At 65.1% G+C, this 20,417-nt stretch carries 23 protein-coding genes; 3 read left to right on the top strand and 20 right to left on the bottom strand.

What is annotated here, in order from left to right:
* Window position 1: 1 nt before the first annotated feature.
* The 6 genes from ACNFCI_RS01245 to ubiE form a co-directional block, all read right to left on the bottom strand.
* Complete coding sequence (locus ACNFCI_RS01245; protein ID WP_324816465.1) at window positions 2–274, bottom strand: twin-arginine translocase TatA/TatE family subunit; 273 nt, start codon at window positions 272–274, stop codon at window positions 2–4.
* Window positions 275–438: 164 nt separating this feature from the next.
* Window positions 439–774 (bottom strand): phosphoribosyl-ATP diphosphatase, encoded by a 336-nt coding sequence (locus ACNFCI_RS01240; protein WP_084853982.1) that lies wholly within the window; start codon window positions 772–774, stop codon window positions 439–441.
* 1 nt (window position 775) lies between these two features.
* A complete protein-coding gene (gene hisI / locus ACNFCI_RS01235) occupies window positions 776–1,168 on the bottom strand; it encodes a phosphoribosyl-AMP cyclohydrolase (protein WP_013974544.1) in 393 nt (130 codons plus the stop codon).
* Window positions 1,169–1,241: 73 nt separating this feature from the next.
* Window positions 1,242–2,852, bottom strand: coding sequence for a ubiquinone biosynthesis regulatory protein kinase UbiB (gene ubiB / locus ACNFCI_RS01230; protein WP_368828855.1), 1,611 nt, complete (start codon window positions 2,850–2,852; stop codon window positions 1,242–1,244).
* Window positions 2,849–3,472, bottom strand: a complete 624-nt coding sequence (locus ACNFCI_RS01225; RefSeq protein ID WP_224457179.1) for a ubiquinone biosynthesis accessory factor UbiJ — start codon at window positions 3,470–3,472, stop codon at window positions 2,849–2,851. The genes ubiB and ACNFCI_RS01225 overlap by 4 nt, the downstream gene beginning before the upstream one ends.
* The gene (ubiE, locus tag ACNFCI_RS01220; RefSeq protein ID WP_084853987.1) at window positions 3,472–4,242 is read right to left on the bottom strand and encodes a bifunctional demethylmenaquinone methyltransferase/2-methoxy-6-polyprenyl-1,4-benzoquinol methylase UbiE; all 771 of its coding nucleotides are present in this window, start codon (window positions 4,240–4,242) and stop codon (window positions 3,472–3,474) included. The genes ACNFCI_RS01225 and ubiE overlap by 1 nt, the downstream gene beginning before the upstream one ends.
* A 124-nt stretch (window positions 4,243–4,366) precedes the next feature.
* On the opposite strand from ubiE, the gene ACNFCI_RS01215 reads away from it, so the two are divergent.
* The 3 genes from ACNFCI_RS01215 (at window position 4,367) to ACNFCI_RS01205 (ending at window position 6,059) form a co-directional block, all read left to right on the top strand.
* Window positions 4,367–4,642, top strand: a complete 276-nt coding sequence (locus ACNFCI_RS01215; RefSeq protein WP_084853988.1) for a polyhydroxyalkanoic acid system family protein — start codon at window positions 4,367–4,369, stop codon at window positions 4,640–4,642.
* 219 nt (window positions 4,643–4,861) lie between these two features.
* Window positions 4,862–5,284 carry a phasin family protein gene (locus ACNFCI_RS01210; RefSeq protein WP_084853990.1) on the top strand — a complete coding sequence of 141 codons (423 nt, stop codon included), beginning with the start codon at window positions 4,862–4,864 and terminating at the stop codon, window positions 5,282–5,284.
* Window positions 5,285–5,294: 10 nt separating this feature from the next.
* Entirely contained in the window at window positions 5,295–6,059 is a 765-nt protein-coding gene (locus ACNFCI_RS01205; RefSeq protein WP_368828856.1) for a phasin family protein, read from the top strand.
* Between the two features lie 116 nt (window positions 6,060–6,175).
* Here ACNFCI_RS01205 and ACNFCI_RS01200 read toward each other — a convergent pair whose 3' ends face one another.
* The 14 genes from ACNFCI_RS01200 to gshB form a co-directional block, all read right to left on the bottom strand.
* Complete coding sequence (locus ACNFCI_RS01200) at window positions 6,176–6,790, bottom strand: TetR/AcrR family transcriptional regulator (RefSeq protein WP_084853993.1); 615 nt, start codon at window positions 6,788–6,790, stop codon at window positions 6,176–6,178.
* Between the two features lie 4 nt (window positions 6,791–6,794).
* Window positions 6,795–8,477, bottom strand: coding sequence for a class II poly(R)-hydroxyalkanoic acid synthase (phaC, locus tag ACNFCI_RS01195; protein ID WP_224457174.1), 1,683 nt, complete (start codon window positions 8,475–8,477; stop codon window positions 6,795–6,797).
* A gap of 48 nt (window positions 8,478–8,525) precedes the next feature.
* A complete protein-coding gene (gene phaZ / locus ACNFCI_RS01190) occupies window positions 8,526–9,371 on the bottom strand; it encodes a poly(3-hydroxyalkanoate) depolymerase (protein WP_224457173.1) in 846 nt (281 codons plus the stop codon).
* A 63-nt stretch (window positions 9,372–9,434) separates the two neighbouring features.
* Window positions 9,435–11,111, bottom strand: coding sequence for a class II poly(R)-hydroxyalkanoic acid synthase (gene phaC, locus ACNFCI_RS01185; RefSeq protein WP_368828857.1), 1,677 nt, complete (start codon window positions 11,109–11,111; stop codon window positions 9,435–9,437).
* A gap of 350 nt (window positions 11,112–11,461) precedes the next feature.
* Window positions 11,462–11,839 carry a gamma-butyrobetaine hydroxylase-like domain-containing protein gene (locus ACNFCI_RS01180; protein ID WP_084854001.1) on the bottom strand — a complete coding sequence of 126 codons (378 nt, stop codon included), beginning with the start codon at window positions 11,837–11,839 and terminating at the stop codon, window positions 11,462–11,464.
* Between the two features lie 172 nt (window positions 11,840–12,011).
* The gene (gene hslU / locus ACNFCI_RS01175) at window positions 12,012–13,355 is read right to left on the bottom strand and encodes an ATP-dependent protease ATPase subunit HslU (protein ID WP_084854003.1); all 1,344 of its coding nucleotides are present in this window, start codon (window positions 13,353–13,355) and stop codon (window positions 12,012–12,014) included.
* Between the two features lie 74 nt (window positions 13,356–13,429).
* Window positions 13,430–13,960: an ATP-dependent protease subunit HslV gene (gene hslV / locus ACNFCI_RS01170; protein WP_084854004.1), complete on the bottom strand. Its 531-nt coding sequence runs from the start codon at window positions 13,958–13,960 to the stop codon at window positions 13,430–13,432.
* A 247-nt stretch (window positions 13,961–14,207) separates the two neighbouring features.
* The gene (locus tag ACNFCI_RS01165) at window positions 14,208–15,479 is read right to left on the bottom strand and encodes a dihydroorotase (RefSeq protein WP_084854006.1); all 1,272 of its coding nucleotides are present in this window, start codon (window positions 15,477–15,479) and stop codon (window positions 14,208–14,210) included.
* Window positions 15,476–16,480: an aspartate carbamoyltransferase catalytic subunit gene (locus ACNFCI_RS01160; protein ID WP_224457169.1), complete on the bottom strand. Its 1,005-nt coding sequence runs from the start codon at window positions 16,478–16,480 to the stop codon at window positions 15,476–15,478. Before ACNFCI_RS01160 ends, ACNFCI_RS01165 begins: the two co-directional genes overlap by 4 nt.
* 12 nt (window positions 16,481–16,492) lie before the next feature.
* On the bottom strand, window positions 16,493–17,011 hold the full coding sequence (gene pyrR, locus ACNFCI_RS01155; protein WP_084854009.1) for a bifunctional pyr operon transcriptional regulator/uracil phosphoribosyltransferase PyrR: 519 nt from the start codon (window positions 17,009–17,011) through the stop codon (window positions 16,493–16,495).
* 49 nt (window positions 17,012–17,060) lie between these two features.
* Entirely contained in the window at window positions 17,061–17,486 is a 426-nt protein-coding gene (gene ruvX / locus ACNFCI_RS01150; RefSeq protein ID WP_084854011.1) for a Holliday junction resolvase RuvX, read from the bottom strand.
* Window positions 17,486–18,055, bottom strand: a complete 570-nt coding sequence (locus tag ACNFCI_RS01145) for a YqgE/AlgH family protein (RefSeq protein WP_084854298.1) — start codon at window positions 18,053–18,055, stop codon at window positions 17,486–17,488. The genes ruvX and ACNFCI_RS01145 overlap by 1 nt, the downstream gene beginning before the upstream one ends.
* Window positions 18,056–18,191: 136 nt before the next feature.
* Entirely contained in the window at window positions 18,192–19,088 is an 897-nt protein-coding gene (locus ACNFCI_RS01140) for an energy transducer TonB (RefSeq protein WP_084854012.1), read from the bottom strand.
* Between the two features lie 91 nt (window positions 19,089–19,179).
* A complete protein-coding gene (gshB, locus tag ACNFCI_RS01135; RefSeq protein ID WP_368828858.1) occupies window positions 19,180–20,133 on the bottom strand; it encodes a glutathione synthase in 954 nt (317 codons plus the stop codon).
* Window positions 20,134–20,417 lie beyond the last annotated feature (284 nt).

Here is a 20,417-nt window from a genome sequence, read left to right as displayed (position 1 = left end):
GTCAGTCTTTCCGCTGCGGCTCTTGGACCGGTTGGGCCTGGCCTTCGATGGTGTGGCCCTGGTTCTGCTGCGCGGTATTCTGCACGGGCTGGGCGGGTTGCGCCGGTGGCGGGGTCTGCTCGGCCGGCTTGGTCTCTTCCTCGTTCATGGCCTTGCGAAAGCCCTTGATCGATTCGCCCAGGTCGCTGCCCAGGTTCTTCAGCTTCTTGGTGCCGAAGACGAGGACCACGACGACCAGCAGGACGATCCAGTGTTTCCAGTCAAAAATACCCATTTCGTACTCCTGAAATTTACAGGTACAGCGAATTTTTCTGGCAGCGCGGTCCCTGTGGGAGCGGGTTCACCCGCGAACACCGGCGAAGCCGGTGCCATACACCGCGTTGCATTCTTCGCGGGTAAACCCGCTCCCACAGGGACGCGCTGCGCCCCGGGAATACCTCAGGCAGACGGCTGGCGCGCGGCCTTCTCGTCATGCCCGGAAAGCCCGAAGCGGCGCTCCAGCTCGTCGAGCACCGCCTGGGGATGCTGGCCCAGGGCGCTGAGCATCACCAGGCTATGAAACCACAGGTCGGCAGTTTCATAGATGACATCGCTGTAATCCTGGCTGACGGCAGCATCCTTGGCGGCGATGATGGTCTCCACGGACTCTTCGCCGAGCTTCTCGAGGATCTTGTTCAGCCCCTTGTGGTACAGGCTGGCCACATAGGAACTGTCGGGCGCCGCCTGCTTGCGTTGCTCCAGCACCTCGGCGAGGCGGTTGAGGGTGTCGCTCATGTCAGTGTCCTGCGCTGTAGATGGCATCCGGGTCCTTCAGGACCGGGTCGACGGTTTTCCACTGGCCGTCTTCGAAGACGCGGTAGAAGCAGCTTTCACGGCCGGTATGGCAGGCGATATGGCCCAACTGCTCGACCATCAGGATGATCACGTCGGCATCGCAGTCCAGGCGCATCTCGTGCAGCTTTTGTACATGCCCCGACTCTTCGCCCTTGCGCCACAGTTTGCCACGCGAACGCGACCAGTAGATGGCACGTTGTTCGGCGGCGGTCAGGGCCAGGGATTCGCGGTTCATCCAGGCCATCATCAGTACGCGCCCGGTCTTGTGGTCCTGCGCGATCGCCGGCACCAGGCCCTCGCTGTTCCACTTGATCTCGTCCAGCCAGTCTTTCATCGTCGACTCCAAATCCGGGCCCGCGCCAGTGCCGGGCCCTTTGCGCTAGTGTGCCAGCCAGCTGCGCAGCTGGCTATTGGCGCACGACCAGGTAGAGCCCGGCCGCAAGCATCAGCCAGGCCGGCCACGCGGCCGGGGCGCTGAGGCTGGCGGCGCCGGCGGCCAGCGTGGCGCCGCCTGCGAGCAGGCCGGCGCCCAGCAGACGCAGGGCCCAGCGGTCGCCCTGGCGTCGCCGCTCGGGCATCTGCGGGTCGTGCAGGTGCGGTTGCGACAGGCGTTCGAGCAGGTCGCGGGTCATGTCGGCCAGGTGCGGCAGTTGCTCCACCTGGCTCTGCAGGTTGCCGAACACCGCCTTGGGACTCATGCGTTCGCGCATCCAACGCTCCAGGTACGGCTTGGCTGTGCTCCACAGGTCCAGGTCAGGGTACAGCTGGCGGCCCAGGCCTTCGATATTGAGCAGGGTCTTCTGCAGCAGCACCAGTTGCGGCTGGACTTCCATGTTGAAGCGCCGGGCGGTCTGGAACAGGCGCATCAGCACCTGCCCGAAGGAGATGTCCTTGAGCGGCTTTTCGAAGATCGGCTCGCACACCGTGCGGATCGCCGCCTCGAACTCATTGACCTTGGTCTGTGCCGGCACCCAGCCAGAGTCGATGTGCAACTGGGCGACACGGCGATAGTCACGCTTGAAGAACGCGATCAGGTTGCGCGCCAGGTAGTCCTGGTCTTCGCCGGTGAGGCTGCCGACGATGCCGCAGTCGATGGCGATGTATTGCGGGCTCCACGGCTTGACCGTGCTGACGAAGATGTTGCCCGGGTGCATGTCGGCGTGGAAGAAGCTGTCGCGGAACACTTGGGTGAAGAAGATCTCCACGCCGCGCTCGGCCAGCAGCTTCATGTCGGTGCGTTGGTCGGCCAGGGTGGCCAGGTCGGTGACCGGCACGCCATAGATGCGCTCCATCACCAGCACCTTGGGGCGGCACCAGTCCCAGTACACCTGGGGCACGTACATCAGTTCCGAGCCTTCGAAGTTACGACGCAGCTGACTGGCGTTGGCCGCCTCGCGCAGCAGGTCGAGCTCGTCGTAGATGGTCTTCTCGTAGTCGCTGACCACTTCGACCGGGTGCAGGCGGCGCGCGTCGGCGGACACCCGCTCGGCGCCCTTGGCGATCAGGAACAGCCAGGCCAGGTCCTGGGCGATCACCGGCTTGAGGCCCGGGCGCACCACCTTGACCACGACCTCTTCGCCGCTCTTGAGGCGCGCAGCATGTACCTGGGCCACCGAGGCCGAAGCCAGCGGTTCGACGTCGAAACGGCTGAACACCTCGCCGACCTTGGCGCCAAGCTGCTCTTCGATCAGTTCCACAGCCTTCTTCGGGTCGAAGGGCGGCACCCGGTCCTGCAGCAGCATCAGCTCATCGGCGATGTCGGTGGGCAGCAGGTCGCGGCGGGTGGACAGCAGTTGGCCGAACTTGATGAAAATCGGCCCCAGGTCCTGCAGGGCCATGCGCAGTCGCGCGCCCCGGCTGAGCGCGGACGGCTTGCGCGGCAGCCAACGCCAGGGCAGCAGCAGGCGCAGGCTCATCAGCCACCAGGGCAGGGGAAGGTCGAACAGCAGGTCATCGAGGCGGTAGCGGATCACGACGCGCTGGATGCGCAACAGACGGCGGACGGCGAGCAGCTTCATGCGTTATCGCTGGTATCAAGGGATCGGGCGAGGCGACGGATGCGTGCCTCGAGGCGTTCAATGTCGACCTTCAGGGCATCGAGCTCGCTGAAAGCCGCTTCGGCTTCGCGCCGGCCGACCAGGGTGCGGGATTCTTCGGCCAGGTATTCGGAGAGGTTCTGGCTGAAGCGTGACAGGCCCTGGCGGGTCCAGCGGGCGCGCAGGCGGATATGCCCGGCGACCAGTGCAGTGGCCACGGGGCCCAGCCAGCGCGACAGCTCGTACTCCCAGTCCAGCTCCAGGTCCTGGAGCACGCCGACCAAGTCGAGCAGCACAGCGCTGTCACCGTGCAGCTCGACCTGCGGGCTGTGCAGCACGGCGGTCTTGTCCTTGGCCAAGGCCAGTTGCGCCAGGCTGCCGGCCGGGGCGCGCAGGGTGCAATCGACCTCGCCCTCCCAGTGGGCGGCGAGCATCAGGCCTTCGTCGTCTGGCAGGATGAACAGCTGCAGGGCCGGTTGCAGGCAGTCGATCTCGACCACCTTGCCCTCGAGCGCGGCCAGGCGCGGCAGGGCCGTGCTGTCCATGCGCAGCACGCGGTTGAGCCCGTGCTCGACGCTGGCGAGCAGCCCGGCCAGGAGCATCAGGGCTTGATCCCCCGGTGCACGGCGACGATGCCGCTGGTCATGTTGTGGTACGTGACGCGGTCGAAGCCGGCGTCGACCATCATGGCCTTGAGGGTTTCCTGGTCCGGGTGCATGCGGATCGATTCGGCCAGGTAGCGGTAGCTTTCCGAGTCGTTGGTGATCAGCTTGCCGGCCAGGGGCATGAAGGCGAACGAGTAGGCGTCGTAGGCCTTGGACATGAATTTGTTGGTCGGCTTGGAGAACTCCAGCACCAGCAGGCGGCCGCCGGGCTTGAGCACGCGCAGCATGGAGCGGATGGCGTCTTCCTTGTGGGTGACGTTGCGCAGGCCGAAGGCGATGGTCACGCAGTCGAAGTGGTTGTCCGGGAACGGCAGCTTCTCGGCGTCGGCCTGGACGAACTCGATGTTGCCGGCCACACCACGGTCGAGCAGACGGTCGCGGCCGACCTTGAGCATCGACTCGTTGATGTCGGCCAGCACCACCTGGCCGGTAGGGCCGACCAGGCGCGAGAACTTGGCGGCCAGGTCGCCCGTGCCGCCGGCGATATCCAGCACCCGGTTACCGCTGCGCACGCCGGACAGCTCGATGGTGAAGCGCTTCCACAACCGGTGCATGCCACCGGAAAGGACGTCGTTCATCAGGTCGTACTTGGCGGCTACGGAGTGGAACACCTCGGCGACTTTCTTCGCCTTCTGGCTCTCGGGTACGTTCTGGTAGCCGAAATGGGTGGTGGGTTCGGCGTGGTCGCCTTTGCGCTGGTCGTTCATATCGCTTCACCGGAAAAAATTACCGCCATTCTAGGGGCATCGGGCCAATTTGTCTTGGCGGGGTGCTCCGTTGGATGGGCACGGGCATAATGCGTTCATTGTGTTGATATCCAGGATTACCCGCATGACCCAGATCAGCGTTGAACGCAAGCACTCCCTCGGCCGTGAAGCCGCGCGCGCCAAGGCCGAGGCGCTGGTGGAGCGCCTGACCCGCGAATACGACCTCAAGGCCTCCTGGCAGGGCGACCGCGTCGATGTGGCGCGCAGCGGCGCCAACGGCAGCGTGCATATCGGCGAGGACACCATCCGTGTGGAGCTCAAGCTCGGCATGATGCTGTCGATGATGAGCGGCACCATCAAGGGCGAGATCGAGCGGGCGCTGGACAAGGCGCTGGCCTGATCGTCGCCTGCCGTTCGAAACAGGGCCGGGGCAGGCAACTCAAGACAGTCGCTCCCACCACTACAGCGTTGTGTGGAGCGGTCCTTGCTGCATCCTGCGGGGCATCTAGCCTGAGCCTTCCTTGTTGCTTAGGGTGAGCATTCTAATTTTTCGCCCTACCTTATGCTCGAGCCCGCATTCAATGGGCACATGTCCCTTCATGAGCATGAGGTGCCGAACATGGCCAACGTGAACGTTAGGAAAAAGGACGACGCCCCGGGCAGCACCCTGGGCGAGGTGCGCGGCTATGCGCGTAGGATCTGGCTGGCAGGCCTGGGTGCCTATGCCCGCGTTGGCCAGGAAGGTTCGGATTACTTCAAGGAGCTGGTCAAGGCCGGCGAAAGCATCGAGAAACGTGGCAAGAAACGCGTGGGTCAACAACTCGATGCGGCCAACCACCCGATCGACGAAGCGACCCTTGCAGCAAGCCGCGTACGCGGCAGGGTCGAAGTTCAACTGGACAAGATCGAAAAAGCTTTCGATGCACGGGTCGCCCGCGCCTTGAATCGCTTCGGCATTGCGTCTAAACATGACGTTGAGGCGTTGTCCATCAAACTCGAACAGCTGACCGAGTTGCTCGAGCGTGTCGCGCGCAAACCATAAGGAGAGCAGGATGGCTGGCAAGAAGAACACCGAGAAAGAAGGCGGCTCGTGGGTCGGCGGTATCGAAAAATACTCGCGCAAGATCTGGCTGGCTGGCCTGGGCATCTATTCCAAGATCGACCAGGACGGCCCCAAGCTGTTCGATTCGTTGGTCAAGGACGGCGAGAAGGCTGAAAGGCAGGCGAAGAAAAGCGCAGGCTCGGCTGCCGGCACCGCCAAGTCCGCGACGTCCTCGCGGGTGTCGGATGTGAAGGAGCGTGCGCTGGGCAAATGGAGCGAGCTGGAGGAAGCTTTCGACAAGCGTCTGAACAGCGCCATTTCGCGCCTGGGTGTGCCGAGCCGCAACGAGATTAAGGCCCTGCACCAGCAGGTCGATAGCCTGACCAAGCAGATCGAGAAACTGACCGGCGCTTCGGTGGCCCCGGTTTCGAAGGCGGCAGCCAGCAAGACCACCGCCAAGCCCCTGGCCAAGGCTGCGGCCAAGCCGGCGGCCAAAACCGCTGTGGCAAAACCTGCTGCGGCAAAACCTGCTGCCAAGGCTGCGGCTAAACCTGCGGCGAAGGCCGCTGCGGCAAAACCTGCAGCCAAGACGGCTGCGGCCAAGCCAGCAGTTGCCAAGCCGGCGGCAAAGCCTGCGGCGAAAAAACCTGCAGTGAAGAAGGCGCAGGCAAAAGCGGCTGCGACGAAGGCTGCACCGGCAGTCAATGCAGCACCGGCAGCGGCACCGGCCAGCAACGTACCGGCGGCACCGGCCACTCCGGCTTCCCAGGCCTGACCGCGTCGCCTATATCGCGGGACAAGCCCGCTCCCACAGGTTCAGCGCAAACCTCCAGAAGGGCGTTGCATCTGTGGGAGCGGGCTTGTCCCGCGATTGAGCCCGCGCAGGCGGTCCTACCCTTCCAGGTATTTTCCCGCCAGTTGCTCCGCCGCTTCCCGCGCCGGCCCCACCAGGTGCGGCGCCACCAGCATCATCACCTGGTACACCACAACCCCCACATCCCCCTGCCGCCCCAGCACGCGCTGATAATCCAGCGAGAACATCAACGTCAGGGTGATCTGCTCCACCAGTTGCCCCAGCGCCTGTGTTTCACTGGTCACCTGCCCGTGTGCCTTCAGGCTGGCCAGCAGAGCGGCGAGGGTACGTTTGAGGGCATTGATCAGGCTGCGCATGTTCCGGGCCAGCTTCGGCAGCCGCCCGGTCAGGTTGGAGAGGTCCTGGAACAGGAACCGGTAGTGAGCCATCTGCTCGACGATCAGGTGCAGGAACAGCCAGTAGTCCTCGGCACCCAGGCGCACCCCGATGGGGGGATCGAGCAGCGGCATGAGCCCTTCCTCGAAGCGTTCGAACAAGCCCAGCACCAACGGCTCCTTGCCGTGGAAGTGATAGTACAGGTTGCCAGGGCTGATCCCCAGTTCGTTGGCGATTTCCAACGTCGAGACGTTCGGCTCACCCTGTTGGTTGAACAGCTGCAGGGCGCATTCGAGGATCCGGTCGCGGGTCTTCATCCGCTCAACGTGTCCGTACGTAGCTGCCCGGCGCCGGGCCCAGCGGTGGGTAGGTGGCGTTGCCCAGCTCGCTGCGCGGCGCCTTCAGCCGGCCGGAGCGCTGGGCGATCCAGGCCTGCCATTGCGGCCACCAACTGCCTTCGTGGCGCGTGGCATCATGCACCCAGGCACGTGGGTCGCTGGAAAGCGTCGGGTTCTCCAGGAAGAAGGCCTTGGGGTTGCCGGGCGGGTTGATGATGCTCTGGATATGGCCGCTGTTGGCCAGCACGAAGCGGCGATCGCCTCCGAGCAGCAGGGCCGAGCGATAGACGGCGTCCCACGGGGTGATGTGGTCGTTGCTGCCAGCGACGGTGAAACTGTCGAGGTCGACCTGGCCCAGGTCGATAGGCGTGCCGCACACGTGCAGCCCTTGCGGTTGGGTCAGCGGGTTGAGCTTGAAGAAGTCCAGCAGCTCGCCGTGGAAGGCAGCGGGCAGGCGGGTGTTGTCGGCGTTCCAGTAGAGGATGTCGAACGCCGGGGGCGTGCGGCCAAGCAGGTAGTTGTTGACCCAGTAGTTCCAGATCAGGTCGTTGGGCCGCATCCAGGCGAAGATCCGCGCCACCTCGCCGCCGTCCAGCACGCCACGCTGGTAGGAGCGCCGTTTGGAGGCCTCGATGGTCTGTTCGTCGGCGAACAGGCTGGCGGGGCTGTCGAACTGGCTGTCCAGCAAGCTCACCAGGTAGGTGGCGCTGCGCACCCGGCGCAGCTGACGCTTGGCCTGCAGGTGGCCCAGCAATGCGGCCATGGTCAACCCGCCGGCACAGGCGCCCATCAGGTTCGGGTCGCGGCTGCCGGTGATGCTGCGGCATGCCGCGAGCGCCTCCTCCAGCGCCTGGACATAGCTGGACAGGCCCCACTCGCGATGACGCGGGTCCGGGTTGCGCCAGCTGACCATGAACACCTGCAGGCCACTCTTGAGCATGTACTGGACGAAGCTGTTGGTCGGTCCCAGGTCGAAGATATAGAACTTGTTGATCTGGGGCGGGATGATCAGCAGCGGCCGGGCGTACTGTTTCTCGCTCATCGGCCGGTACTGGATAAGCTCGAGCAATTCGTTGCGAAACACCACCGCGCCGGGTGTGGTCGCCAGGTTGACGCCAACCTCGAAGGCGCGTTCATCCACCTGGCGTGGCAGGCCATCGTTGTGGCGCAGGTCGTCGACCAGGTGGGCCAGGCCGCGCACCAAGCTCTGCCCGCCGGTATTGAACAGTTCCTTGACCGCCAACGGGTTGAGCAACGAATTGCTCGGTGCCAAGGCATCGTTGAGCAGGTTGAACAGGAAGTGCACCCGGGCGCGCTCGTCGTCGTCCAGCGAGCTTTCCTCGATCCACTGGCGGGTCTGCTTCTGCCAGGCGAGGTAGGCTTGCAGGCCACGGCGGTAGAACGGGTTCTGGCTCCAGGTCGGGTCGCTGAAGCGGTTGTCGCGCGGGTGTGGCTGGTGCGGCGTTTCGCCGAGCATCACTCGCCCCAGCTGGCTGCCCAGGGCCAGCAGGTGGTGTGCGGTGTGCAACGGGTTGCCCAGGCTCAGGCGGCCGACGTTGCGCAGCGTGGAGAACAGGTCACGACCGCGCAGTCCGGTGATCGCGTTCTGTACATTGATGCTCGCAGCGGGGACCGGTCTCGTCCCTTTTGCCGGTTTGTCTTTCATCCCTCACTCCGTCGTCAGCGATCATCCGGGTTCGTGTGTCATGGGTTGTCAGCCTCCGGGGCGGGGGTGCATCACCGCGCGTTGGCGTTCCTGCTGGAGGAATTTCATGATGATCGGCGCGACCGCCTCGGCCCGGGTGATCAGGAACAGGTGCCCGTCGTCGATAATGTGTAGCTGGGCATTGGGAATTCGCCAGGCCAGCAGGCGCATGTTGATCAGCGGGATCAACGGGTCGTCATCGCCGGCCAGCACCAGGGTCGGCTGGTGGAGCTTGTGCAGCCAGTGGATGCTGGTCCAGCCCAGGCCCGCGAACAGTTGCCAGTAGTAGCCGGTCTTGCCGCTGGAGCGCACTTTGGCAGCATGATGCAGGGCCAGCTCGGGGTCGCGACGGAAACCGCCGCCGTAGACCTGCGCCGCGATGTACTGCACGTAGGAGGGCTGTACATAGCGTCGGGGGCTGGCCATCGCCCACAGCACCTTTGGCTTGCCGGGCACCATGAAGGCACCGGCAGCGGTGGCGGCGAGGATCAGCTTTTTGCAGCGCTCGGGGTAGTCATGGGCGAATTGTTGGGCCAGGCCCCCGCCCCAGGAAACCCCGATGACATTGACCTGGCCGTAGTCCAGGTAGTCGAGCATGCGTGCGGTGAGCTTGGCCAGGCCGGGGAAACGATACGGACGGCTGGGCGTGGAAGAGCCCCCGACACCGGGCACATCGAAGGCGATGACTTCGATATCCGGGTCCAGCGCCTCGATGAGCGGGAAGATCAGCTCCATGTTGGCGCCGATGCCGTTGAAGATCAGCAGCGGCGTCAGCTCTGACTTGCCTGGGCGGACCGCGGTACGGATGGACTGGTTGTCCAACTCGACGGTCCTGAAGATGTACGGTTGCGCCATGCACGAAACTCTAGGTGGATAAGTCGCTCTGTCATCGTATCAAATGGCCATGATCGCGGTGGCCTATCGTTCGTGCACATAAGTGCCCGGTGCTGACTCGCCAGCGCTATAGGTGCGATTACCCAGGCGTGCGGGGGCTTTCTTCAGGTCGCCCGCGCGCTCGCCCAGCCAGGTTTGCCAGTGCAGCCACCAGGAATCGGCGTGCTTGACCGCGTTGTCCTGCCAGGCCAGCGGATCGTCCGGACGGTCCTCGCCGGTCATGAAGCGTGCCTTGGGGTTGCCGGGCGGGTTGAGGATGCTCTGGATATGCCCGCTGTTGGACAGCACGAACTCGATCTTGCCGCCGAACAGGTGGGCCGAGCGATAGCAGGATTGCCACGGCGTGATGTGGTCGGCGGTGCCGGCGACGCTGTAGATATCGCACTGGACCTTCTTCAGGTCGATTGACGTGCCGCACACTTCCAGGGCATCGGCGCGGGTCAGGGGGTTGTTCTTGAACATCTCGATCAGGTCGCCGTGGAAGGCGGCCGGCAGGCGCGTGGTGTCGTTGTTCCAGAAGAGGATGTCGAACACCGGCGGCTCGTTGCCGAGCAGGTAGTTGTTGACCCAGTAGTTCCAGATCAGGTCGTTGGGGCGCATCCAGGCGAACACCTTGGCCATGTCGCTGCCCTCGAGCACACCGGCCTGATAGGAGTGGCGCTTGGCGGCCTCGAGGGTCTGTTCGTCGACGAACAGCGCGACCTGGTTGTCCAGGGTGGTATCGAGCACGCTGACCAGCAGGGTCAGGGCATTGACCTTGTTCTCGCCCAATGCGGCGTAATGGCCGACCAGGGCGGTGCAGGTGATGCCTCCGGAGCAGGCGCCCAGCATGTTCAGGTCCGTGCTGCCGGTGATCGCCAGCACGGCGTCCACCGCTTCCTTGAGCGCGTCGATATAGGTCGACAGGCCCCATTCGCGCTGGGCCTTGGTCGGGTTGCGCCAACTGATGATGAAGGTCTGCTGGCTGGAGCGCAGGCAGAAGCGTGCCAGGCTCTTCTCCGGGCTGAGGTCGAAGACGTAGAACTTGTTGATCTGCGGCGGCACGATCAGCAGCGGGCGGGCATGCACCTGCTCGGTGATGGGGCTGTACTGGATCAATTCCAGCACATCGTTGCGATACACCACCACCCCTTCGCTGGTGGCCAGGTTCTTGCCCACCTCGAAGGCATCCATGTTCACCTGGCTCGGCATGCCGCCGTTGTTGACCATGTCCTTGGCCAGGTTGGACAGGCCGTCGAGCAGGCTCTTGCCGCCAGTTTCGAAGAAGCGCTTGACCGCTGCCGGGTTGGCCAGGGTATTGGTGGGCGCCATCGCCTCGGTCATCAGGTTGATGACGAACTGCCCGCGGCTGACATCCTGGGGCGACAGGTCGCTGTTGCCGATCCACTCGTGCAGCTCCTTGCGCCAGGCGAGGTAGGTCTGCAGGTAGCGGCGGTACAGCGGGTTGTGGCTCCAGGCGGGGTCGCTGAAGCGGCGGTCGTCGCTGCCAGGCTGCAGGTTGGACTTGCCCAGCAGCACGTTCTTGAGCTCCAGGCCGAAATGCGCCACGTGCTTGGCGCTGTGCAATGGCTGGCGAACCGCCTGGCGCAATACGGTGCGCGCCGAACTCAGCAGGTCCTTGCGGCGAATGCCGATGACCGGGTTCAGGCCCAGGGTGTTGGCCGAGGCCTGCCGCTGCAACTCATCGTTGTGCTTACTCATCTACGACGCTCCGTTGTCCTGAGACGAGTACCGGTTGGCTGTGGCGGGTACACAGACGACTGCCCGGTACTGCTGCTCGGGTGACCCAGTGATAAGAAACAGCGGTTGCGGGCCGGATGCGTGTGGCGACGAGCGGCGGGTTTTCCTGCGGGTGAAGACAGCCTGCTTTCGCTCGCGACCTCTACATGCCGGCCCGGCCCTGATCGCGCGATGGACGATGCAGGGAACTTGCCAGCTCCATTGGTTACCCGACTTTCATGTAATGCGCAAGACAGCCTGTGATTGGCCGGTGCAGGGGCATTCAAGCAGATGACTTTAGAAAATGCGCTCTAAAACCTGCAGGCCTCGCGCTAGAGCATCAGCTTGACCACGGCCTCCGACGGGTCGCGGGACTTGCCGGCCTTGTGCAAGTCATCGAGATACTCGGCCCACAGTGCCTCCTGGCGCAGGCACAGCTGCTCGAGGTATTCCCAGGTGAACAGGCCGCTGTCATGGCCATCGTCGAAGGTCAGTTTCAGTGCGTACTGGCCGGCAGGCTCGAGGCCGACGAGGCCGACGTTGATCTTGCCGAATTGCAGGATAGGGTTGCCGTGGCCCTGGACTTCGGCGGAAGGGGAGTGCACCCGCAGGAACTCGGCGGGCAGATGGTAGACCTCGTTCGGCCCGTAGGTGAGGGTGAGGGTCTTGGAGGCTTTGTGCAGGTTGATGGCGGTGGGGAGGCGGGCCATGGGCTGGTTCTCTTGTGAGCTGATGCTGCAAGCTTCGGGAGAATCCGGCCAATGTGCAAGGGGGCTGCTGCGCAGCCCTTTCGCGGCACAAGGCCGCTCCTACAGCAATGCGTGTGCCCAGGTAGGAGCGGCCTTGCGCCGCGAACGGGCCGCGTAGCGGCCCCGTGCGGGCTTACAGGATGTAGCGCGACAGGTCTTCGTTCTGCGCCAGTTCGCCCAGGTGGCTGTTCACGTACGCGGCGTCGATCTTGATCGGCGCTTCGTCGTGGGCACTGGCCAGGTCGCCGGCACTGAACGATACCTCTTCGAGCAGGCGCTCGAGCAGGGTGTGCAGGCGACGGGCACCGATGTTCTCGGTCTTCTCGTTGACCTGGTAGGCGATCTCGGCCAGGCGCTTGATGCCCTCGGCGGCAAATTCGATGTTCAGGCCTTCGGTCTTGAGCAGCTCACGGTACTGTTCGGTCAGCGAAGCATGCGGCTCCTGCAGGATGCGCTCGAAGTCTTCCGGGGTCAGGGCCTTGAGCTCGACGCGGATCGGCAGGCGGCCCTGCAGCTCGGGCACCAGGTCGCTCGGCTTGCTCAGGTGGAACGCGCCGGAGGCGATGAACAGGATGTGGTCGGTCTTGACCATGCCCAGCTTGGTGTTGACAGTGCAACCCTCGATCAGCGGCAGCAGGTCGCGCTGCACGCCTTCACGGGACACATCGGCACCGCCGACGTTGCCGCGCTTGGCCACCTTGTCGATCTCGTCGATGAACACGATGCCGTGCTGCTCGACCGCTTCCAGGGCCTTGGCCTTGAGTTCTTCCTCGTTGACCAGGCGGCTGGCTTCCTCGTCGCGGACCATCTTCAGCGCTTCCTTGACCTTGAGCTTGCGCGCCTTGCGCTTGCCCTTGCCCATGTTGGCGAACAGGCTCTGCAGCTGGTTGGTCATCTCTTCCATGCCGGGCGGCGCGGCGATCTCGACGCCCATGGACTCGGCCACTTCGATCTCGATTTCCTTGTCGTCCAGCTGGCCTTCGCGCAGGCGCTTGCGGAACAGCTGGCGGGTGTTGGAGTCGGTGCTCGATTGCGACGCTTCCTCAGAGAAGCTGCTGACCCGGGCCTGGGGCAGCAGGGCGTCGAGGATACGATCTTCGGCGGCGTCTTCGGCGCGGTGGCGCACGCGGATGATTTCCTGCTCGCGCAGCATCTTCAGTGCAGCATCGGCCAGGTCGCGGATGATCGACTCGACATCACGGCCGACATAGCCGACTTCGGTGAACTTGGTCGCTTCGACCTTGATGAACGGCGCGTTGGCCAGCTTGGCCAGGCGGCGGGCGATTTCGGTCTTGCCCACGCCGGTGGGGCCGATCATCAGGATGTTCTTGGGCGTGACTTCGGCGCGTAGCTCGGCCGGCAGTTGCATGCGCCGCCAGCGGTTGCGCAGGGCAATGGCCACGGCGCGCTTGGCGTCGTCCTGGCCGATGATGTGGCGGTTGAGTTCGTGGACGATCTCGCGGGGGGTCATGGACATGATGAAAATGGTCCTCGGGCGGAATGAATCAGCGTGGAAAAGCCCCGCTCACGGCGGGACGCCAGAACAACTGATTATTCGGCCAGGTCCTGCTCCTCGATGGTCAGGTTGTGGTTGGTGAACACGCAGATATCGCCGGCGATGTTCAGGGCGGTCTCGGCGATTTCGCGGGCCGAGAGGTCGGTCTTGTTCAGCAGGGCACGGGCCGCGGCCTGGGCGTAGGCGCCGCCGGAGCCCATGGCGATCAGCCCGTCTTCGGGCTCGACCACGTCACCGTTGCCGGTAATGATCAGCGAGGCGTCCTTGTTGGCCACGGCGAGCATGGCTTCCAGGCGGCTCAGGGAACGGTCGGTACGCCATTCCTTGGCCAGCTCTACGGCGGCGCGGACCAGGTGGCCCTGGTGTTTTTCCAGCTGGCCTTCGAAGCGCTCGAAGAGGGTGAAGGCGTCGGCAGTGGCACCGGCGAAGCCGGCAATGACCTGACCGTGGTACAGGCGGCGGACTTTCTTCGCATTACCTTTCATCACGGTGTTGCCGAGGGAAACCTGGCCGTCGCCGCCCATGACGACTTTGCCGTGGCGGCGGACTGAAACGATGGTAGTCAAGGGGAGAGTCTCCACGCAGCGGGGCGAAAATGCCTGTTGCAGACTCATATGGGGGTGGGGGGAAGGATTTCAACCGTGGGGGATGAACGGTTGCGATGGATTTCAGGTGATGCACCACCTGTGTAGGAGCGGCCTCGTGCCGCGAAAGGGCTGCGTAGCAGCCCCGGGATCTTTGCCTGATGCATGCATTGCCGGGGCCGCCTTACGGCCCTTTCGCGGCACAAGGCCGCTCCTACAAAGTCGCCGCTCAGGCCTCGTGGCAAACGTGCCCGTCGACCAAGGTATAACGCACCGCGCCTGGCAGGCAATGGCCAATGAACGGGCAGTTCTCGCCACGCGAATACCATTGCTCGCCAGCGACCGTGGAGGCCTGTGGGTCGAACAGCACCAGGTCCGCCGCCGCACCGACCTTCAGCTCGCCCGCCGGCAGGCGCATGGCCTTGGCCGGGCCGCAGGTCAGGCGGGCCAGCAGGGTCGGCAGGTCGAGCAGGCCGTCCTGCACCAGGGTCATGGCCAGCGGCAGCAGCAGCTCGACGCTGCTGATGCCAGGCTCGGTGGCGCCGAACGGGGCCAGTTTGGCGTCGCGCTCATGGGGCTGGTGATGGCTGGAGATCGCCTGGATCACCCCGGCCTTCACCGCTTCGCGCAGGCCATCGCGGTCGGCGGCGGTGCGCAGCGGAGGCTGTACGTGGTAGAGGCTGGAGAAGTCGCGCAGGGCTTCGTCCGTGAGGATCAGCTGGTACAGCGCCACGTCGGCGGTGACCGGCAGGCCCAGCTGCTGGGCCTGGGCGATCAGCCGCGCGCCACGGGCGCTGGTGATCTGAGTGAAGTGGGCACGTACGCCGGTCTGTTCGACCAGCAGCAGGTTGCGCGCCAGTGCCACGGTTTCCGCGGTTTCCGGGATGCCCGCCAGGCCGAGGAAACTGGCCATGGCACCTTCATGGGCCAGGCCGCCTTGGGCCAGGTCGCCGTCCTGGGAGTGGAACACCACCGTCAGGTCGAAGGTGGCGGCGTATTCCAGGGCGCGGACCAGGGTGCGGTTGTTGGGTATGTCCTTCAGGCCATTGCCGAACGCAACGCAGCCGGTGTCACGCAGGGCGACCAGCTCGGCCAGTTGCTCGCCTTCCAGGCCCTTGGTCAGCGCACCGACCGGGTAGACCTTGCTGTTGCCGGCTTCGCGGGCGCGATCGAGGATCAGCTCGGCCACGGCCGAGGTGTCGAGAATCGGTCGGGTCTGGGGTGGGCAGCACAGGCTGGTGACACCGCCGGCCACTGCGGCGCGGGTCTCGCTGGCGATGGTGCCCTTGCGGCTGTAGCCCGGCTCGCGCAGGGCGACGTCGAGGTCCACCAGACCGGGTGCTGCGACCAGGCCGTCGGCCTGCAGGGTGCGGCTGGCGCTGAAGCCTGCCGGTGCGGCGCCGATGGCGACGATGCGACCGCCGTCCAGGTGCAGGTCGGTGATTTGGTCCAGGCCGCTGCTGGGGTCGATGACCCGGGCGCCAAGAATACTGATGCTCACAGGGCGTTCTCCTGGTCGAGTTGACGTTGCGCGGCCTGGCCGCTCATGGCCATGGACAGCACCGCCATGCGCACGGCGATGCCGTAGGTGACCTGGTTGAGAATCACCGAATGGGCGCCGTCGGCCACTGCCGACTCGATCTCCACGCCGCGGTTGATCGGCCCCGGGTGCATGACGATGGCGTCGGGCTTGGCCCCGGCCAGGCGTGCGGTGGTCAGGCCGAACAGGCGGTAGAACTCGCCTTCGCTGGGCAGCAGGCCGCCGGCCATGCGCTCACGTTGCAGGCGCAGCATGATCACCACGTCGACGTCCTTCAGGCCTTGGGCCAGGTCGGTATAGACCTTCACGCCATACTGCTCGATACCCACGGGAATCAAGGTCTTCGGGCCGACCACGCGGATATCCGGGCAGCCCAGCGCCTTGAGCGCGAGCATGTCGGAGCGGGCCACGCGCGAGTGCAGGATGTCACCGACGATGGCCACCGAGAGGTTCTCGAAGCTGCCCTTGTGGCGACGGATGGTCAGCATGTCGAGCATGCCCTGGGTCGGGTGCGCATGGCGGCCGTCGCCGCCGTTGATCACCGCCACGTCCGGGCAGACGTGCTCGGCGATGAAGTGCGCGGCGCCGGAGTCGGAATGGCGCACGACGAACATGTCGGCGGCCATGGCCTCCAGGTTGCGCAGGGTGTCGAACAGGGTCTCGCCCTTGCTGGTCGAGGAGGTCGACACGTTCAGGCTGATCACATCGGCCGACAGGCGCTGGGCGGCCAGTTCGAAGGTGGTGCGGGTGCGGGTCGAGTTCTCGAAGAACACGTTGCACACGGTCTTGCCGCGCAGCAACGGGACTTTTTTCACGGCCCGGGCACCGACTTCCAGGAAGGAGTCGGCGGTGTCGAGGATCTCGGTCAGCAGTTCGCGGGGCAAACCGTCGAGCGAGAGAAAGTGGCGCAGCTGGCCCTGGTCATTGAGCTGCAGCGGGCGCTTGGCGTCGAATGGCGTCATCGCGGGGGACTCTTAAAGGGCGGAAGCGGTGGCGAGGTCCTGGCGCTCGAGGGCGAGCGGTGCGGGTCCGGTCAATTTTACCCGTTCAGTGGGCGCCAGTTGCAAGGTGGCACCGAGCACGTTGGGGCGGATCGGCAGTTCGCCGGCGTCCAGGTCCAGCAGGCAGACCAGGGTGACGCTGGCCGGGCGGCCATAGTCGAACAGTTCGTTGAGTGCGGCGCGGATGGTGCGCCCGCTCATCAGCACGTCGTCCACCAGTACCAGGTGCTGGCCTTCGACCTCGAAGGGCAGTTCCGAAGGGCGCACCTGCGGATGCAGGCCGTTCTGGCTGAAGTCGTCGCGGTAGAAGGAGACGTCCAGGGTGCCCAGTGCGCTGCTGTCGCCCAGCGCCTGCTGCAAGGCCTGGGCTACCCACACACCGCCGGTGCGGATGCCGATGAAGCGTGGCTCGGTGATGGCACGGCGGGCCAGGTGGGCGCGAAGGTCGACGGCCATCTGCCGGATCAGGTCGGCGGGGTTGGGTAGGCTCATTGCGTGCTCCTCGGGAGGGGGCGCCGGGTGGGCCGGCGGCAAAGCGGATTTAAGTGTTGGCCTCCAGCCAGCCTTGCAGGAGCAGGGCGGCGGCGATGGCATCGACCGGGTTGTCGCGGTAGCTGCCGTGGCGCATGCCGCGGGCCATCTGCTCGCCCTTGGCTTCGAAGGTGGTCAGGCGTTCGTCGTGGGTGTGCACGGGCAGGTTATAGCGGCCATGCAGGCGCCGGGCGAACTTCTCGGCGCGCTCGCTCATCTCGCTGGGCGTACCGTCCATGTTCAGTGGCAGGCCGACGACGATGGCATCGGGCTTCCATTCCTTGATGAGTCTTTCCACCTGGGCCCAGTCCGGCACGCCGTTCTGGGCCTTGAGCGTGCACAGCTCGCGGGCCTGGCCGGTGATCACCTGGCCGACGGCCACACCGATCTGTTTGCTGCCGTAGTCGAAGCCCAGCAGCAGGCGCAATTCGGCCATCAGGCGTGGCCCGCCTGGCTGGTCAGCAGGCTGAGGTTGATGCCCAGGCTCGCGGCGGCGGCCTCCAGGCGTTGGTCGCTGGCCAGGCCGAAGATGATCTCGGGGTCGAACGGGCAGTTGAGCCAGGCGTTGTCGGCAAGCTCGGCTTCCAGCTGGCCTGCCTCCCAGCCGGCGTAGCCCAGGGTGATCAGGCTCTGTTTCGGCCCTACGCCATCGGCGATGGCGAACAGCACGTCCTGGGAGGTGGAAAGCGACAGGCCCTGCAGCTCGACGGTAGCCTGGTAGCTGCATTCGCTTGTGTGCAATACGAAACCGCGATCGGTCTGCACCGGGCCACCCTGGTAGATCGGCACCTGCAGGGTACTGGCCGGCGGCTCTTCGTCCGGGCGCAGCTGCTCCAGGATGTCCGCCAGGTTCAGCTCCTGAGGCCGATTGACCACCAGGCCCATGGCGCCATTGGCGTTGTGCTCGACGATATAGGTGAGAGTCTGGGCAAAGTTCGGGTCGGCCATGTGCGGCATGGCGATGAGGAACTGGTGCTTGAGGTAGCTCGGGCTGAGGGTTTTCATGGGTGATAGTGTGGCGTCAGGTGGCGAGGCTGACAAGGTGCCAGTGTGTTGCTGGGCGTTGTGCAGGTCGGTGGTTTTGGGGCGCCTGATGACGCGTGCGCCACCGCACATTCAAGCCCTACGGATCAACCATCATTCAATTACTGGACAGGCGGTCACCGCGGGCAAAGCGCCAGGTGCGGATGATCTCCAGCCGGTCGAACTCGGCCAGGTCGCCGGTGAACGGTGCGAACGGTGCCGACAGGCGGACGATGCGCTGGGCTGCCTGGTCGAGCACCGGCTGGCCGGAGGACTCCAGCACCAGCACCTCGTACAGCGAACCGTCGCGGTTGATCGACACCATCATCCGCAGGCTGCCGTAGATCTGCTGGCGACGTGCCTGCTCGGGGTAGTTGAGGTTGCCGACCCGCTCGACCTTCTTGCGCCACTCTTCCTTGTACCAGGCGCCCTTGTCGCGCATGGTCGAGGCGGCGTTGAGGCGGTGGATGCGCGGGCGCTTGGCGTACAGCTGCTGTTCGTTGGAAAGCTCCGCCTCGAGGCTGGCGATCTGGCTGGACAATTGCGAGCTGTCGAAGTCCGGCACTGCCTGGGGCTTGGGCTGGGGCTTGCTTTCCTTGGGCTTGGGCTCGACCTTCTGCGGCTTGGGGGCCTTGGTGGCCACGGCGGACTTCTGCGGGGCCGGCGGGCTCTCCCGCTTGGCGGCCGGGGGCGGGGTGACCTTGTTGATCTTGCTGTCCTGGAACGGCGCGACCTCGGTGGTCTTGGGCACCGCCTTCTTCTCCAGGGTGCCGCTGCCCTGCTGGTTGTCCTGGGCCTGGAAGTCGGCCTTCTCGGGCGGTTTCTCGCTCTTGAAGGTCGCCAGGGTGATTTCCATGGTGCGGCGGATTTCGCTGGGCTTGGTGATGGTGAAGCTCACGCCCAGGATCAGCGCCAGGTGCACCAGGGCAGCCAGGAACAGGGTGAAGCCGAGCCGGTCCGCAGGGCGGACGCGGGGAGGCAGCAGGTCGGCGGGGATGTCGGCAGGCAGCGTCATCAGGTATCCAGCAACCGCAAAGCGGGGTGGCGGCTCAGTCGAAAAGGACTGGCATCATACCCCACTGCGCGAAATTGCTCCGCGTCGGCGGTCAGCGCGCCTTGAGCTGGCGATCAATGGCATCCATCAGTTGCCCGCCGATATCGGTGTTGTAGGCCGCGTCGATCTCGCGGATGCAGGTGGGGCTGGTGACGTTGATCTCGGTGAGGTAGTCGCCAATCACGTCCAGGCCGACGAACAGCAAGCCTTTTTCACGCAGGGTCGGGCCGACCTGGGCAGCGATCCAGCGGTCGCGCTCGGTCAACGGGCGGGCCTCGCCACGCCCCCCGGCGGCCAGGTTGCCGCGGGTTTCGCCGCTGGCCGGGATGCGTGCCAGGCAATAGTCGACCGGCTTGCCGTCGATCATCAGGATGCGCTTGTCGCCGTCGACGATCTGCGGCAGGTACTCCTGGGCCATGATTTGCTGGGTGCCGTGCTGGGTCAGGGTCTCGAGGATCACCGACAGGTTCGGGTCGTCCTTGCGGTGGCGGAACACCGAGGCGCCGCCCATGCCGTCCAGCGGCTTGAGGATCACGTCGCCGCGGCTGTTGGCGAACTCGCGCAGGATGTCCACGCGGCGGCTGACCAGGGTCGGCGCCATGCACTGCGGAAACTGGGTGGCGAACAGCTTCTCGTTGCAGTCGCGCAGGCTCTGCGGCCGGTTGACCACCAGCACGCCCTCGCGCTCGGCCTGCTCCAGCAGGTAGGTGCTGTAGACGAACTCCATGTCGAAGGGCGGATCCTTGCGCATCAGGATCACGTCCAGGTCGGCCAGGGCACTGTCCTGCTCTTCGCCCAGCTCGAACCAGCGGGCCGGATCGGCGAACACCTTCAACGGGCGCATCTGCGCGCGGGCCTGGCCCGCACCCAGGTAGAGGTCGCGCTGCTCCATGTAGAACAGGGTCCAGCCACGGGCCTGGGCCGCCAGCAGCATGGCCAGCGAGCTGTCCTTCTTGTAGGAGATGGACGCGATGGGGTCCATGACAATCCCGAGGCGAACGCTCATGGGTAATTCCTCATTGGCGGCGATTGCCGCGATGGTTCGATGAAAAGTGGCTCAGGGTGGCGCCGGGAACGCCGATGGTCAAGGGGGCGGCGGATGGAATGCCCCTGCGGACTGTGCTAAAAATGCCAGGCATAGTGCTTGATGCCGTTCACAGGAGCCAAGCATGATGTCGCTTGGGACTGCTGCGCAGTCCATCGCGGGGCAAGCCCGCTCCCACAGGGTCTGTGCCGGGCTCGGGGCTCTGTTGTCGCAGGGCCGTGTAGGAGCGGGCCTGCCCCGCGATG

Origin of the sequence: Pseudomonas sp. NY15356 (assembly GCF_048068175.1) — a bacterium.
Taxonomy (GTDB): Bacteria; Pseudomonadota; Gammaproteobacteria; order Pseudomonadales; family Pseudomonadaceae; genus Aquipseudomonas; species Aquipseudomonas putida_K.
Note: the sequence above shows the minus strand (reverse complement) of the source record. Positions and strands in the feature narration are given on the sequence as shown.

Excerpts from the sequence above, each read along its gene's own strand:
- hisI (WP_013974544.1), bottom strand. The coding sequence starts at position 1,168 with ATGAAAGACTGGCTGGACGAGATCAAGTGGAACAGCGAGGGCCTGGTG.
- ACNFCI_RS01140 (WP_084854012.1), bottom strand. The coding sequence starts at position 19,088 with ATGACGCTGCCTGCCGACATCCCCGCCGACCTGCTGCCTCCCCGCGTC.
- ubiB (WP_368828855.1), bottom strand. The coding sequence starts at position 2,852 with ATGAAGCTGCTCGCCGTCCGCCGTCTGTTGCGCATCCAGCGCGTCGTG.
- ACNFCI_RS01205 (WP_368828856.1), top strand. The coding sequence starts at position 5,295 with ATGGCTGGCAAGAAGAACACCGAGAAAGAAGGCGGCTCGTGGGTCGGC.
- ACNFCI_RS01215 (WP_084853988.1), top strand. The coding sequence starts at position 4,367 with ATGACCCAGATCAGCGTTGAACGCAAGCACTCCCTCGGCCGTGAAGCC.
- gshB (WP_368828858.1), bottom strand. The coding sequence starts at position 20,133 with ATGAGCGTTCGCCTCGGGATTGTCATGGACCCCATCGCGTCCATCTCC.
- phaC (WP_224457174.1), bottom strand. The coding sequence starts at position 8,477 with ATGAAAGACAAACCGGCAAAAGGGACGAGACCGGTCCCCGCTGCGAGC.
- pyrR (WP_084854009.1), bottom strand. The coding sequence starts at position 17,011 with ATGAGCCTACCCAACCCCGCCGACCTGATCCGGCAGATGGCCGTCGAC.
- ACNFCI_RS01210 (WP_084853990.1), top strand. The coding sequence starts at position 4,862 with ATGGCCAACGTGAACGTTAGGAAAAAGGACGACGCCCCGGGCAGCACC.
- ACNFCI_RS01200 (WP_084853993.1), bottom strand. The coding sequence starts at position 6,790 with ATGAAGACCCGCGACCGGATCCTCGAATGCGCCCTGCAGCTGTTCAAC.
- ruvX (WP_084854011.1), bottom strand. The coding sequence starts at position 17,486 with ATGGCCGAATTGCGCCTGCTGCTGGGCTTCGACTACGGCAGCAAACAG.
- hslU (WP_084854003.1), bottom strand. The coding sequence starts at position 13,355 with ATGTCCATGACCCCCCGCGAGATCGTCCACGAACTCAACCGCCACATC.
- ACNFCI_RS01225 (WP_224457179.1), bottom strand. The coding sequence starts at position 3,472 with ATGCTCCTGGCCGGGCTGCTCGCCAGCGTCGAGCACGGGCTCAACCGC.
- ACNFCI_RS01245 (WP_324816465.1), bottom strand. The coding sequence starts at position 274 with ATGGGTATTTTTGACTGGAAACACTGGATCGTCCTGCTGGTCGTCGTG.
- ACNFCI_RS01240 (WP_084853982.1), bottom strand. The coding sequence starts at position 774 with ATGAGCGACACCCTCAACCGCCTCGCCGAGGTGCTGGAGCAACGCAAG.
- phaZ (WP_224457173.1), bottom strand. The coding sequence starts at position 9,371 with ATGGCGCAACCGTACATCTTCAGGACCGTCGAGTTGGACAACCAGTCC.
- ACNFCI_RS01145 (WP_084854298.1), bottom strand. The coding sequence starts at position 18,055 with ATGAAAACCCTCAGCCCGAGCTACCTCAAGCACCAGTTCCTCATCGCC.
- ubiE (WP_084853987.1), bottom strand. The coding sequence starts at position 4,242 with ATGAACGACCAGCGCAAAGGCGACCACGCCGAACCCACCACCCATTTC.
- ACNFCI_RS01180 (WP_084854001.1), bottom strand. The coding sequence starts at position 11,839 with ATGGCCCGCCTCCCCACCGCCATCAACCTGCACAAAGCCTCCAAGACC.
- ACNFCI_RS01160 (WP_224457169.1), bottom strand. The coding sequence starts at position 16,480 with ATGACGCCATTCGACGCCAAGCGCCCGCTGCAGCTCAATGACCAGGGC.
- phaC (WP_368828857.1), bottom strand. The coding sequence starts at position 11,111 with ATGAGTAAGCACAACGATGAGTTGCAGCGGCAGGCCTCGGCCAACACC.